General features: G+C 69.7%; 14 protein-coding genes. 4 read left to right on the top strand and 10 right to left on the bottom strand.

Annotated features, from left to right (window positions below):
- Positions 1–176 precede the first annotated feature (176 nt).
- A complete protein-coding gene (locus ACR9E3_RS04570; RefSeq protein WP_460378877.1) occupies positions 177–839 on the bottom strand; it encodes a TetR/AcrR family transcriptional regulator in 663 nt (220 codons plus the stop codon).
- A 99-nt stretch (positions 840–938) separates the two neighbouring features.
- Between ACR9E3_RS04570 and ACR9E3_RS04565 the strand changes: the two genes are divergently transcribed.
- On the top strand, positions 939–1,469 hold the full coding sequence (locus tag ACR9E3_RS04565) for an SCP2 sterol-binding domain-containing protein (RefSeq protein WP_460378876.1): 531 nt from the start codon (positions 939–941) through the stop codon (positions 1,467–1,469).
- Positions 1,470–1,484: 15 nt separating this feature from the next.
- Entirely contained in the window at positions 1,485–2,696 is a 1,212-nt protein-coding gene (locus ACR9E3_RS04560) for an acyl-CoA dehydrogenase family protein (protein WP_460378875.1), read from the top strand.
- Between the two features lie 113 nt (positions 2,697–2,809).
- Here the strand turns inward: ACR9E3_RS04560 and ACR9E3_RS04555 are convergent, their stop codons facing one another.
- From ACR9E3_RS04555 to ACR9E3_RS04525, 7 genes are all read right to left on the bottom strand, one after another.
- On the bottom strand, positions 2,810–4,006 hold the full coding sequence (locus ACR9E3_RS04555; RefSeq protein ID WP_460378874.1) for a tyrosine-type recombinase/integrase: 1,197 nt from the start codon (positions 4,004–4,006) through the stop codon (positions 2,810–2,812).
- A 39-nt stretch (positions 4,007–4,045) separates the two neighbouring features.
- Entirely contained in the window at positions 4,046–4,234 is a 189-nt protein-coding gene (locus ACR9E3_RS04550; RefSeq protein WP_460378873.1) for a helix-turn-helix transcriptional regulator, read from the bottom strand.
- Entirely contained in the window at positions 4,231–5,907 is a 1,677-nt protein-coding gene (locus ACR9E3_RS04545; protein WP_460378872.1) for a replication initiator, read from the bottom strand. Before ACR9E3_RS04545 ends, ACR9E3_RS04550 begins: the two co-directional genes overlap by 4 nt.
- Complete coding sequence (locus ACR9E3_RS04540) at positions 5,907–7,457, bottom strand: FtsK/SpoIIIE domain-containing protein (RefSeq protein WP_460378871.1); 1,551 nt, start codon at positions 7,455–7,457, stop codon at positions 5,907–5,909. The genes ACR9E3_RS04545 and ACR9E3_RS04540 overlap by 1 nt, the downstream gene beginning before the upstream one ends.
- A gap of 247 nt (positions 7,458–7,704) precedes the next feature.
- Positions 7,705–8,124, bottom strand: a complete 420-nt coding sequence (locus tag ACR9E3_RS04535) for a WhiB family transcriptional regulator (protein WP_460378870.1) — start codon at positions 8,122–8,124, stop codon at positions 7,705–7,707.
- Positions 8,121–8,375: a hypothetical protein gene (locus ACR9E3_RS04530; RefSeq protein ID WP_460378869.1), complete on the bottom strand. Its 255-nt coding sequence runs from the start codon at positions 8,373–8,375 to the stop codon at positions 8,121–8,123. Before ACR9E3_RS04530 ends, ACR9E3_RS04535 begins: the two co-directional genes overlap by 4 nt.
- A complete protein-coding gene (locus ACR9E3_RS04525; RefSeq protein ID WP_285651025.1) occupies positions 8,375–8,824 on the bottom strand; it encodes a plasmid replication, integration and excision activator in 450 nt (149 codons plus the stop codon). The genes ACR9E3_RS04530 and ACR9E3_RS04525 overlap by 1 nt, the downstream gene beginning before the upstream one ends.
- A gap of 138 nt (positions 8,825–8,962) precedes the next feature.
- On the opposite strand from ACR9E3_RS04525, the gene ACR9E3_RS04520 reads away from it, so the two are divergent.
- Both ACR9E3_RS04520 and ACR9E3_RS04515 read left to right on the top strand, forming a co-directional pair.
- Positions 8,963–10,183 (top strand): helix-turn-helix domain-containing protein, encoded by a 1,221-nt coding sequence (locus tag ACR9E3_RS04520; protein ID WP_460378868.1) that lies wholly within the window; start codon positions 8,963–8,965, stop codon positions 10,181–10,183.
- A 44-nt stretch (positions 10,184–10,227) separates the two neighbouring features.
- Positions 10,228–10,704: an NUDIX domain-containing protein gene (locus tag ACR9E3_RS04515; protein WP_460378867.1), complete on the top strand. Its 477-nt coding sequence runs from the start codon at positions 10,228–10,230 to the stop codon at positions 10,702–10,704.
- A gap of 1,217 nt (positions 10,705–11,921) precedes the next feature.
- Here the strand turns inward: ACR9E3_RS04515 and ACR9E3_RS04510 are convergent.
- Both ACR9E3_RS04510 and ACR9E3_RS04505 read right to left on the bottom strand, forming a co-directional pair.
- Complete coding sequence (locus ACR9E3_RS04510; RefSeq protein ID WP_460378866.1) at positions 11,922–12,431, bottom strand: ImmA/IrrE family metallo-endopeptidase; 510 nt, start codon at positions 12,429–12,431, stop codon at positions 11,922–11,924.
- An 11-nt stretch (positions 12,432–12,442) separates the two neighbouring features.
- Complete coding sequence (locus ACR9E3_RS04505; protein ID WP_460378865.1) at positions 12,443–12,802, bottom strand: helix-turn-helix domain-containing protein; 360 nt, start codon at positions 12,800–12,802, stop codon at positions 12,443–12,445.
- Between the last annotated feature and the right edge of the window lie 78 nt (positions 12,803–12,880).

Raw genomic sequence — 12,880 nt, 5'->3', positions numbered from 1 at the left:
AGGAGCGAGGGACGCCCTGGGTGCGTGGGGGGCAGCGAGGGACGCCTTCGCGCCGCGGGGCCGGGCGGGCACCGGAGGAGCGAGGGACGCCCTGGCTGCGTGGCAGGCAGCGAGGGACGCCCTCGCTCCCACCGACCCACCCCACCGGCGCGGGGCATCGCGGCGTATCGGGCTGTCTAGCGTTCGCCCGAGAGATCGGCAGACGACGCGATCGTCCCGCCGGCGAGTTCCGTGAGCCCGGCGAGCCCCGGGCCGACGACGGTGACGAGCATGTCGGCGAGGACGTCGGCGGGATCCCCGTCGCCGACGTCCGGGTCACCGGTCAGCCACCAGTCGGCGAGGCCCTCGGCCGCGCCGACGAGCGTGTGGGCGTAGGGCTGCGCGACCGCGCGGGGCACGCCGAGCCCGCCGGCCATGAGGTCGGCCGCCTGGTCGACGATCTGGCGGCGCAGGGCGTCGACCTCGCCGGCGAAGGGTCCCGTGGAGGCCTGGCGCCAGAGCACGGTCCAGCCGGCCTGGCGGGTGGTCAGGGCGTGGAAGAACGCGCGCAGGGCGCGGCGCAGGCGCTCGAGGGGCTCGTCGTCGGCGGCGCCCGCCGCGCTCTCGACCGAGCGCAGCAGGCGCTCCGCTTCGCGGTGCAGGCACGCGGCGAAGAGCTCCTCCTTGCTGCCGCCGTGCGCGTAGACGAGCGGCTTGCTGACCCCGGCCCGCGCCGCCACGGCGTCCATGGACGCGCCGTGGAAGCCCTCCTCGGAGAACACGGCGACCGCGGCGTCGAGGACCTGCTGGCGGCGCACCTCCGGCGCGAGACGCCGGCGCGGGTGAGTCTCCGAGGTCACTCTTGCCCCGTATCTACTAGCGCGTAAAGTAGCCGCTGTTGCCGGGACCGCCAGTACCGGACACATCCGCCACCTTGCCGACGACGCCGGAGTGAGACCGTGCCCGAGAAGATCGACGTCAACGAGCTGGGTCGCAGCGTCGACCCGAAGTCGTTGTCCGACGAGCAGCTCGTCGACGCCCTGCGCGACGGCCTGGCCTCGGGCGGGGGCAAGGACATCGATCCCTCCCTGTTCGCGCGACTGGTCAAGAGCACCGGCAAGGGCCAGCTCGAGGCCGTCATGGCGTCCGACGTCCGCCGGCCCGTGCTCGACGCCATCTTCGGGCGAATGGCGGAGTTCTACTCCTCGAAGGGGTCGAGCGCGAAGCGCCAGGTCGTGCACTGGCACGTCACGGGCACGGCCGGCAGCGACGACTTCCAGACCGCCATGCAGCACGGTACGTGCGAGGTGTCCGAGGAGCTGTCCGAGGAGCCCCGCACCGAGCTGTCGATGGACGGCGTGCAGTTCCTCAAGGTCGTCACGAACAACGCCTCGCCGGTCACGCTGTTCATGACCCGCAAGCTGAAGGTCTCCGGCGACGTCGGGTTCGCGACGGCGCTGCAGAAGATGTTCACGATCCCCTCGGCGTGACAGGAGCACCCCGCGATGACCTTCTCCATGGAGCTCTCCGAGGAGCACACCGACCTCCGCGACTGGGCCCACGGGTTCGCCGCCGAGGTGATCCGCCCGGCCGCCGCCGAGTGGGACGAGCGCGAGGAGACCCCCTGGCCCGTCCTCCAGGAGGCCGCGAAGATCGAGCTGTACAACTTCGAGACCCTCGCCAGCTTCTGGGGCGACGAGACCGGGCTGAGCCTGCCGCTGGTCAACGAAGAGCTCTTCTGGGGCGACGGCGGCATCGGGATGGCGATCTTCGGGACGACCCTCGCCGTGGCCGGCATCTTCTCCTCGGGCACGCCCGAGCAGATGGTCGAGTTCATCCCGCAGTGCTACGGCGACGCCGGCGACGTCAAGGTCGCCGCCTTCTGCTCCTCGGAGCCCGAGTCGGGGTCCGACGTCTCGGCGATGCGCACCCGGGCGACCTACGACGAGGCGAAGGACGAGTGGACGCTCACCGGCCAGAAGGCGTGGGCGACCAACGGCGGTATCGCGAACATCCACGTCGTGCAGGCGGTCGTCGACTCCTCGCTCGGCTCGCGGGGGCAGGCCGCGTTCGTGGTCCCGCCGAACACGCCGGGGCTCGAGACGGCGAAGAAGATCAAGAAGATGGGCCTGCGCGCGTCGCACACCGCGGACGTCTTCCTCGACGACGTGAAGGTCCCCGGCTCCTGCCTGCTCGGCGGCAAGGAGAAGCTCGACGAGCGCCTGGCCCGGGCCCGTGAGGGCGTGAAGTCCAAGGGCTCCGCCGCCATGCAGACCTTCGAGCTCTCCCGCCCGACGGTCGGCTCGCAGGCGATCGGCATCGCCCGCGCGGCCTACGAGTACGCCCTCGAGTACGCCAAGGGCCGCGAGACCTTCGGGCGCCCGATCATCGACAACCAGTCGATCGCGTTCACCCTCGCCGACATGAAGACCGAGATCGACGCCGCCCGCATGCTCGTCTGGCGCGCGGCGTGGATGGGTCGCAACGGCGTCGCGTTCGAGGCCGGCGAGGGCTCGATGTCCAAGCTCAAGGCCGGCCGCGTCGCCGTGTGGGCCACCGAGCGGGCGATCCAGATCCTCGGCGGTGCGGGCTACTCGCGTGAGCACCCGGTGGAGCGGATGCACCGCGACTCGAAGATCTACGACATCTTCGAGGGCACCGAACAGATCCAGCAGCTCGTCATCGCCCGCGCCATCAGCGGACGCCACATCGCCTGAGGCTCCCCCGCGGCATCGGCGCCGGTCACGAGGCCCGTCCTCGTGGCCAGCGCCGGCGGGCGTCGGGGCCTGGCGTGGCCCTCGGCGTCCGGCCGTCGTCGGCGCTTTCATGATCAGGCCGTCCTCAGGCCGTGGGAGGTATCAGCGCCGGCCCCGAGCACCGCGTCCACGGCCTGCCGGGCGCGAGCGTGGCTCGACGGCACGAGGTGGGTGTAGGTCCGGAGCGTGAAGCCGGGGTCGGCGTGGCCGAGGTACTCGGCGACCTCCTTGATGGACACGCCGCCGGCCAGGAGCGTCGAGGCGTAGAAGTGCCGGAGGGCGTGCATGCCGTCGGTCCGCGTTGCGTAAGCGAGCCCGGCCACCCGGAACGCCCCGCGCCACATCACCTTGTTGAAGTGATCGCCCGAGTGCGGCTCGCCGCGCTCGTTCGAGAGCAGCAGCTCGACCTCGACGGTTCGTTCTCCGGGTTCCAGCCACGGCAGCCGTACCCGTGGCGAGGGGAACGACCGGCGATGCGTCGCGATGGCGGCGCAGACCTCATCGGGCAGCGGGACCGTGCGGGACTTGCCGCCCTTAGGAGGGGCGAAGACCAGCTGGCCGCGAATGATCCGCAGTTGCCGAACGACGTGGACGACGCCCTCAGCGGTGTCGACGTCATCAGCCGAGAGGCCGAGCACCTCGCCCTGGCGCAGTCCGAGCCCGGCCCCGACATCGGCCGCCAGACGCCACCGCTCGGCCAGCCCCTTCTGCACAGCGTGGACTCGTTCAACGGGCCATGGCACGACGCGCCGGCTGGACCGTCGGGGCTTCTTGATGCTCCGTGCCTGACAGGGATTGTCACGAACGAGCTTGTCCTCGACGGCGGCGTTCATGATCGAGGAGAGGGTGTCGAAGAGGACCGCTCGATACGTTCCGTCGAGCCGGCGCTCCTCCAGCCAAGCGAGCCAGTCGCGCACGCGAGCCGGTCCGATGGCGTCGACTGGACGCCGGTCGAAGAAGGGGTAGAGCTGGCTGCGCAGCCGGCTTTCGATCGACTGCCGTGAGGACGCGTCGCTGGACTGCCCCTTGACCCAGCTCTCTGCGTACTCGCGGAACGGCACCTTGCCGGCGTCGGGGTCGAGGTAGGTCCCCGCGCGGACGCCCGACTCCATCTCCCCGAGGAAGTCCTCCGCCGCCTTCTTGCGTCGGTCGGGGAACGACTTGGACCGCTCCCGGCCCTCGGGGTCGACGTAGCGGACCTTGTAGCGCAGCCCCGTGCCGTGCAGGTCGGTGCGTTCCCGACGGGGCTTGCCGGTGAGCTCGTCCCGCACGGTGCGGAACCATCGGTCTTGTACGTGGCCCATGAGCGATCACGCCGCTTCCGGCTGGGTGACCCACGCTCGCACCTGGTCAGGCACGTACCGGAGGTGGCGACCGATCTTCCGAACCGGCGGACCCTCGCCGCGCCACTTCCACTGGTACAGCGTCTTCACGGGGATGCCCAGGTACGCCGAGACGTCGTCGACCGACCAGAGGCCCTCGGTCACGTTGGCCGTCACGCCGCTTCTCCTTGATCACGAGTTGCCGAGCTGATGTCGGTCTTGGCCTGGTCGTACTGGTCTCGCCATCGCCGTCGTTGGGCGATGGACCGGAGGAGGAGTTGGAGCCGGTCGGGTTGGTCGCGGTCGCGGGGGCCGATGAGTTGCCAGTCGTAGCGGGCGAGGTCGCCGTCGTCGGTGACGTGCTCGGTGGTAGCGCCGACGGCTCCGAGGACCTTGAGGACGTGGGCGCGGCGTTCGCCGCGGTGCTCGGTGAGGGTCTTGCCCGACCACTTGCGAGAGACGAGGCAGCGCCGGCCGCCGTAGCCGAGGTGCTCGCGCTTGTGGGCCTTGGCGCGGCACTGGCCGGGCACCATCCCGGGCTTCGGGTTCTCCGGGGTGATGCCGTGAAGCAGCCAGTTCGGGCACGACTCCGAGCACGGCTCCCACCGCAGCGCCTCGACCAGCCGGTCCATGTGCGCGGCGGCGGCGGGGGTGTCGGGTTCGGCGGTCTCGCCGAGGCTCTTGGTCAGGTACTTGGTCAGGTACCGGATCGCCTTGTCCGACTTCTCGGTCCCCGAGAGGACTCCCTGGATGTCGACCTGGGTGCCGAACTCGATGACGTGAGCGGGGGCGGCGTCGGGGTCGTCGTCGAGCGCGTCGAGGGCCTGCTCCCAGGTCCGGAGCGGTCGCCCGGTGTCGGGGTCGACGTAGCAGGCCGGGTCGCGGGTCTCGTCCCAGACCGGCGGGTGGTCCTCGGTGTAGAGCGGCTGGTCGTGGTTCGGCCACCACACCTGGTGATAAGTCGCTGCGACCACCTGCTTGATGAGCCGGCGGGGGATGGTGCCGCGGATCGCGGCGTGCAGGTGCGGGGCGCCGCGGCGCTGGGGTTCGACGGCGGCGAAGTACTGCACGTTCCACCCGACCGCGCGGCGCAGGTTCTGCACGAAGCGGTCGAACAACTCCCCGAGGTGGATCGCGTCGCGGGCGGCGCGGCGATAGTCGTAGCGGGTCGGGTCCTTGGGGGCGCCGTCCTGGGTGCGGACCGGCCCGTAGGAGGGCAGGGTCAGGGTGACGAACGTCGAGGGCCGGTAGGTGCGCCCGTTGGGGGCCTCGAACACCCGACCCGTGGTAGTGGCCCGCACCGGGAGCCGGGGCAGGTCCGGGACGTCCTGACGCCGCTTCGTCGAGCGGGCACGACGTTTCGGCTTGTCCTCGCCCCGGGCGCGGTTGTCGGCGCCGCGGACGCCCTCGGCCCGGAGCATCTCGTCGGTCTGCTCAGTGGCGGCTTCGACCTCACGGACGCGGGTCATCTCGCCGGCCTCGAGCGCGGCGGCGCGGTCCTGCTCGAGGTCGGCCCGCTGCCCCAGCAGCGCCCGCTGCCGCACCGTGGGCTCCTCGGTCGGTGTCTCGGGTTCGGTGTCGAGGTGCCACCCCTGCTGCGCCTGCCACATCCGCAGCCGCCGTGCCCGGTCAGCACACGGCCCGCACACCGAGGCTCGGGTGGCGCCGCACGGGATCGGGACCACGGTCGTGGCGCCGGTCTCGCGGTCGATCCGGCGGACCGCGAGGGGGCGGATGCAGGCTCCGACCTGCTCTGCGGCGCTTTGGGCGACCTCGCGCACGACCGGGCCGGTGAGCTTCCCGACCGGGGTCGGCCCGGCCGCCGCGGTGTCCTGCTCGTGGGTGCTCATCAGGACGCCTCCCGATCCTCGCCGGTGGCGCGCTTGCGGCGCCGCGGCTTGTCCTGCTTGTCGGGGAGGTCGGCGACCTCGGGCAGGACCTCGCGGGTCGGGGACGGGTAGGTGGTGGCGAGCCAGCGCAGCTGGTCGTCCTCGACGTAGGCGGCGCGGACCTTGGTGACGACGGTGGAGCCGTCCTCGACGAGGTAGCCGACACCCGGCGTGCTCATCGGGATGCGGTCGCACAGCGCCCCGCGCTCGCGGGCACCGTCGCCGAGCACCATCGGGACCTCGGTCTTCTCGGCCAGCCGGAGTCCGATGCGGGTGGTGAACAGGTTGCGGACCTCCAGGACGTCCTTGCGGGGGTCCTGCACGCACCCGACGACCGAGACCCCGACCGCGCGACCCTTTGTGAGCAGCCGGCCCAGCGCCTGCTTGGCGCGCTCTTTGAGCGCCTTGTCGCTGATGTAGGCGGTCAGGGAGGCGATCTCGTCGACCAGGACGACGATGAGCGGGGCGTCCACGGTGGGGGTGTGCAGGCGCACGAGGCCCGCCAGGGATCGGGCGCGCTCGGCGACCAGATCGGCGGCGGCTTCCAGGGCGCGGACCATGTCCTCCTCGGTCTCGCAGGCGAGCAGGTGGAACAAGTCGTGGTAAAGCCCGAACTCCATGCCGCCCTTGGGATCGATCCCGATCAGCCGCACCGTGCCGGCGCGGATGGCCGGGGCGAGCGCCACGAGCAGGGAGGCGACGACACTGGACTTGCCCGCTCCGGTCGCGCCGGCCACCAGCAGGTGGCGCCCGAGCAGGCGCAGCAGCCACGGCTCGCCGTCCTCCCGGCGTCCGAGGTGCAGCGCGGTGAGGTCCACCCCATGGGGCGCCTGTTCGGTCTCGGAGCCGATGGGCGGGGCGATGGTGTCGAGCAGGGTGTCGGCGCAGATCACCCGTAGCGACACCCACCCTCGGCGCTGGTGGGGCAGGACGCGGACCTCCAGCGCGCGGAACTCGGCGCGCAACGCGTCGGCGGCCGCTTCGAGGTGCTCGGGGGTGATGCCGGGGCAGAGCTGCACGGTGAGCAGGTCGGCGTGGCGCCCGAGACGGACCCACAGCAGCCGTGGCACCCGGATGACGTGGTGGGCGTCGCGGGCGCGGACGTCGGCGGCCGCGAGCAGGTCTCGCCAGACCCAGCGGTAGCGGATGCGGCGGGTGAACCGCCACACCCGCGACACGACGAACCGTTCCCAGGTCTCGGGGTGTGCGCGGGACCAGGTGTAGAAGCCGACGCCGACCAGCGCGACGCACGCGAGGCCGGCGCCGCGGCCCTGCACCGCCCACACCATGGCGACCAGGGCGGTGGCGGCGGCCAGGATCGGGACGTAGGCCAGCAGCCATGCGGCCATGACCGCGCCCCACGCGGCGAGGACGAGCAGGCGCCCGACGGCGAGCAGGCCGCGGCGTCGCAGCCGCCCGAGGAAGGTCCGCGAGGGTTCGATGAGGGTGGGTTGGACGTCGGCGCGGCGCCGGATGGTGGCGCCGCGTCCGACGGTGTGTCCGATCGGCATCAGAAATCAGTCCTTCCGGAGCGGTCGCGGCGCACTGGGCGCCCGGTGGTGGTGTGGTGGCGGTCGTGCCGGGGCGAGAGGTCGTCGGCCCCGGAGCGGACGCGCCGACGTCGTCCGGGGACGGCCGCGAGCGGGAAGAGGGCCTGTTGCGCGAGGTGCTCGGTGCAACGCCGGGGCCGGTTGGTTGGGCTGTTGGGGTCGAGGCGGGCGGCGCAGACTTCGCAGCGCGGCCCGGCTGGCGGGCGGCTCACGCCACCGCTCCTGACTCGTCGCTGGCGTCGTCGAGGGCGAACGCTCGGGTACGGAGGTCGGCATACAGCCGGGACCGGTCGCCCGCAGACAGGCCGCCGAACACGCCGTAGCGGGCGGTCGGGGACTCGCGGGCCATCGTGTCCGCGAGGCACGTGGTCCGGACCGGGCAGCCGGCGCAGACCTGCTTGGCCTGCTCGATCCGCTCGACCCCGAGAGGTCCGCCGTCGGCGACGGGAAAGAACAGGGCCTCGTCCATGCCCGCGCAGGCGGCGTGCTCGTGCCAGTCGGGCACCGGGTGCCCGTCGAGGACCAGCTCCCGGACCACGGCGCGCAGCCGCTCGCGCGTCAATCGGCGCGCGGTACGGGTCGACGTCGCCTCGGTGACCTTCTTTGTGCCGTGGCTGGTGGTGCTCATGCCGCACCACCGATCGCCCGGTCCGTCGTGGGCGGGAGCCAGTGGGTGGCGTGCTCGACGAAGACCGTCAGCGCCGCGAGCAGCGACTGGGCCGCTTCCAGCTCCTCGGCGGTGACCTCGTCGAGGCGCCGCGCGGTCAGGGTGAGCACCACCCGGTGCTCGACGATCACGTCCAGGATCGGTGGCATGTCGTCGGGGAGGTGGACCTCGGCGCGCCCGACCGGGGTGAGACGGACCGACAGCCCGGGCATCAGGCCGCCTCCCCGTTCTTCGCCTCGCCCTTGGGCTGGCCGGCACGCCGGGCGTCTCCACCAGGGGTGGGGGTGCGCATGCCGGTGGCGCGCAGGCTGAACGCGACCTTCGGGCGCGGGCCGTTCGTGTCGAGGTAGGGCGTGACCTCCAGGCCCTCGAACTCCACCGGGCGGAACGGCAGCCCGGGCAGCGCCTCGGGCGGGACCGGCTGGTACTCGGCCGCGATCTTGACGTCCACTGAGCGCTCGGCCTTGCGGGCCTCAGGGTCGGGGTCGTGGACACCCACGCCCCACACCGGCAGGCCGGTGATCTTGTCGATGGCCTGCACGAACTTCTCTCGTGTCGACCGGTCGTAGTCGGGAACGGGCTCCGCGCCGTCGGTGGTCATGAACGCCCCGTGCGGGAAGACGTCCTCCATCGAGACCCGAAGCCGCCGCTTGATCGCCATTTCTGTTGCTCCAGTCCGCTGAATCCGACCCCGCGCGTCGGGGTCTGCAGCTAGCGTCAGAGCGGTTCCGGCGTTCGACCCGGAAGAAAATTCCGGGGTCCTCCGTGGGTGCGGGAGGAGGTTCTTGCCATGCGAGGGATGACCGAGTCACTGACCATCGGCGAGCGCGTGGCCTTCTACCGCCGTCGCCGCGGCCTGTCCCAGGAGGTCGTGGCCGGGCTGGTCGGCCGCACCGAGGACTGGCTTGGCAAGATCGAGAACAACCGAGCCGAGCTGGACCGGCTCTCGGTCATCCGACGCTTCGCCGACGTCCTCGACGTCTCGCTCGGAGACCTCCTCGGAGAGCCCACTCTTCTCGACTGGACCGCCGAGACCGGCACAAGCACCGTCCCGGCACTGCGCACCGCGCTCATGGACTACCGCCAGCTCAACGCCGTCCTGCGCCGTGCGGCACCGTCAAGCGAGCCGCCCGCGATGGCGTCGGTGGAGCGGGACGTGGCGGCTGTTTTCGACGCCTACCAGGCCTCGCGGTTCGGGTTCGTCACCAGCCGTGTCCCGCTGCTGCTCACCGACGCGCTCACCGCGGCGGACGCCTACGACGGCGACGAGGGCGAGCGCGCACATGCGATGTTGGCCCTGGCCTACCAGGTCGCGGCCTCGACTCTCACCAAGCTCGGTGAGTGCGACCTCGCGTGGATGGCCGCCGATCGGGGCCTGGCCGCCGCGCAGCGCTCCGGAAGCCTGCCAGTGATGGGCTCGCTGTTCCGGTCGGTGGTCCACTCGCTCCTCGCCACCGGTCGCTTCGACGCTGCCGCCCAGCTCACGGCCGACGGGTCGGACTATCTGTCGACCTCCCTCGGTGGCGCCGACGCGAACCTGTGGTCGGTCTACGGGTCGCTGTTCCTCGCGGGCGCCATGGCGTCGTCGCGGATGGACGACCGGACGATGACCCGCGACTTCCTCGAGCAGGCCCGCCGTGCAGCCGGCTATCTCGGTGGCGACGCCAACCACATGTGGACGGCGTTCGGCCCGACCAATGTCGCGATCCACCGGGTCGCGACCGCGATGGAACTCGGGGACGTCCAGGTGGCCGCCGACCTTGGGCCGACCGTCGACACCACAGCGCTACCGACCGAGCGGCGCGTCCGGCACGCCCTGGAGACCGCCCGCGCCCTCTCGGTCTCCGGCCGCCGCGACCAAGCCCTGAGCACCGTTCTGGATGCCGAGCGCCTCGCACCCGAGCAGGTCCGGCACCACTTCATCAGCCGCCAACTCGTCCTGTCCTGGATGAAGAACCCGCGCGGCACCGTCACCACCGAGCTCGGCGCGCTCGCACACCGCCTCCGACTCGCCGCCTGACCGCTGCCAGACGTCATCCTGACGTCCACCAGTAACCTCGGGGCGTGGCCGCACCAGAGGACACCTTCGCCACCCCACGGGTCGCCGCCGGGGCGTTGTTCGTCGACGCCGACGGCCGGGCGCTACTGGTCCACCCGACCTATAAGGACACATGGGACATCCCGGGTGGGTACGTCGAGCGCGGTGAGTCTCCCGCGGCCGCGTGTCAACGTGAGGTCCGCGAGGAGCTAGCCCTCGACCGAGAACCGCGCCGGCTCGCCGCGGTTGACTGGGCGCCGAACGACCGCGAGGGCGACAAGCTCCTGTTCGTCTTCGACTGCGGTCCCCTCGGTGACGACGAGGCCCGCATCCAGCTCGACGGCAGCGAACTTGACCATTGGGAATGGGTCGCCGCCGAGCAGCTCGACGACTACCTGATCCCGCGCCTAGCCCGGCGCGTGCGGTCCCTGCTGGCCGGAGACCGCGGGAACGGGGCCTACTTCGAGCACGGCACTCCCTTTCCAGGGTCTGCGCTCGTCTAAGCGTCCCGTTTGAGTTCGCGCTCAAGGCCGCGCAGGCCAAGCTTGAGAGCAATGGAACCGACTCTGTCGGAGGTCTGTCGGCCCCGGAGCGTCACACGGGCTGACTCCCGATCAAGAGTGCTGCGCATCGCTGCGCGACGGACTCCGTCCGCTCTTGATCGCGAGCCTCCACGCCCGTGTCCCTGCGCTCCAAGCGTGGCGGGGCAGCACGCCGCCACCCCGGCCGGGGCCGACAGACCACGGCACTTCTGAGGTGCAGTGCGCTACCTGGACAATGGTATTACTAAACAGACCGGGTGCTTATGGAGTGACAGCCCAGCGTATAAACCTGAGAAGGAGCCGCCGGACCGTTCCCGTGGGTAGCCCTAATAGTTCCCGTACGTCCAATTCCATCGCTCCCCACAGTCGGGCGCCACGCAGCTCGCGCCGCATCTTCCGAGAGCGCGCAAGCATTAGCTGCGACGAATCGAGATCACGACACCAGTAGCGACCAGCTGCATCTCGATATGAAAGCCAGAAGCGTATATAGTCGATCGGTACGCCAAGCTGTTTTCCAGTGAAAGTCCGAGTGAGTTCCTGGTCCCTCCTGAGAGAGATCTCATCATCCGGGGAGTGGCCGATATCGTAAGCTCTCCCACTAGAGAGCGCCCACATCGAGCGATCGGGAACGAAACGCCGATTTGATCTTCGATTCAGACGCTTTGCCTCGCCACGAGTATACGTCCTAGTCAGCAATATTGGCGCGATAACCGGATAGGAGGAACCGTTCAGCACGTGTGAAACCGCTCGGAGCACTTCGTCCTCCTGCCCGAGTTGACTGAAGCGGTGGACTTCCATCCATGCCACGACCTTCTCGGCTTCTTCACGTTCCTTGCCTCGGCGATCTCTAAGAATGATGTGTAGTGCAAGTAACACACTGCCAACCGATAGAACGGCAGCCGCCCAGGACGAAAGAGTGCCGTACCGTTGCGCGAAGTCGGCCGAGATGATCGCGAACACAGCCCCCAGTGTGCACGAGCCCGAGTTGCAAGCGAAAGGTCGATCGAGTTCACTGCTCGGCCCGCGACTTGCCGAATACACCTCTCATCAGTCAAGGCGGCGCCTCCGGCGCCGCGCCGGCCACGGCCTCTCGGCCCTGGCCTCCCGCTCCGCTTCGGCGGGCCGGCGGCCGAACCGGCGAAGACGAGGAGGATGCCGTTGACGTGTGAGCGGGAGACTTAGGCAGAAGCTATGCCAAGGTTGATCAGTCGGTAACCCATCGCCTCAGTGCTAACGTCAAATTCCCGAGCAAGCCGGCTGATTAAGTCCTCACGCGTTGTGGCGGAAGCGCTTAGCCGCACGACGGCCTCTTGCACCCACGCTTTGGGCATAAGGAGCGCCGCGGCGAACTTGTTGGCTTGCATCTCCTCTTCGTCGGTAGCCATGCTCGAAACGTCGTCCCGATAGTTAACGCGGATGCTGGAATCGACTATCAGGTTTCCGGAATGTAGCTTCAGATGGCCAATCTCGTGGGCGATCGTGAAGCGCTGCCTGCGTCGACTCGTGCCGTTATTAACGCCGATCACCACGCGGGAGCCGTCCCGAAGGACAAACCCAGACTGCCCGCCCTCGGCGCGTGTTCGGACCAACTCGGCCCCCAGCAGCCAGGCGAGCTTTTCAACGTCAACGGGCGGCGACCCAATTCCGTACTGCTTGAGGATATGCTCGGCTACCTGGTGCGAGTACATCGCGCTTTGACTCATTGCTTTTCACGCAATGCCAGCGTGTTTGCAAGGCTATTCTCAACAAATCGGCGAGCCGACTCGCTCTCGAAACTCGCACCGTCTTGCAACGACGACGGTACCGTAGAACGAGGGTCCGATATTGATTCTTCTTCTGGCAGCAATGATTGAGGGTCTACGGCGAGCGCCTTGGCTAGAGTAACCAATGTGTGAGCCTGTATGCGCTGTCTTCCGCCTTCCAGATTTGCTACCGATGACCTAGTGAGCTGTAATGCATCGGCGAGTGCTGCTTGTGATAAGCCGGCCTCGATTCGAGCATCCCGGACTCGCCGCCCTAGTCGTCGGTAGAACTCCGATAGCGCCTCGGCGGTGAGCATCCATGCCTCCCAAGTCCCCTTGAAGATCTTGTTTCAAGCCAGCGTACTCTGGGACGTTTGCCCTGTAAACACCAACTC

Source organism: Actinomycetospora sp. C-140, from assembly GCF_054796175.1.
This window is presented reverse-complemented; position numbering and strand designations above follow the sequence as displayed.

What these genes read in the sequence shown, in the direction of transcription:
- ACR9E3_RS04560 (WP_460378875.1), top strand. Translation starts at nt 1,485, where the DNA reads ATGACCTTCTCCATGGAGCTCTCCGAGGAGCACACCGACCTCCGCGAC.
- ACR9E3_RS04545 (WP_460378872.1), bottom strand. Translation starts at nt 5,907, where the DNA reads ATGAGCACCCACGAGCAGGACACCGCGGCGGCCGGGCCGACCCCGGTC.
- ACR9E3_RS04540 (WP_460378871.1), bottom strand. Translation starts at nt 7,457, where the DNA reads ATGCCGATCGGACACACCGTCGGACGCGGCGCCACCATCCGGCGCCGC.
- ACR9E3_RS04535 (WP_460378870.1), bottom strand. Translation starts at nt 8,124, where the DNA reads ATGAGCACCACCAGCCACGGCACAAAGAAGGTCACCGAGGCGACGTCG.
- ACR9E3_RS04530 (WP_460378869.1), bottom strand. Translation starts at nt 8,375, where the DNA reads ATGCCCGGGCTGTCGGTCCGTCTCACCCCGGTCGGGCGCGCCGAGGTC.
- ACR9E3_RS04525 (WP_285651025.1), bottom strand. Translation starts at nt 8,824, where the DNA reads ATGGCGATCAAGCGGCGGCTTCGGGTCTCGATGGAGGACGTCTTCCCG.
- ACR9E3_RS04520 (WP_460378868.1), top strand. Translation starts at nt 8,963, where the DNA reads ATGACCGAGTCACTGACCATCGGCGAGCGCGTGGCCTTCTACCGCCGT.
- ACR9E3_RS04510 (WP_460378866.1), bottom strand. Translation starts at nt 12,431, where the DNA reads ATGTACTCGCACCAGGTAGCCGAGCATATCCTCAAGCAGTACGGAATT.
- ACR9E3_RS04505 (WP_460378865.1), bottom strand. Translation starts at nt 12,802, where the DNA reads ATGCTCACCGCCGAGGCGCTATCGGAGTTCTACCGACGACTAGGGCGG.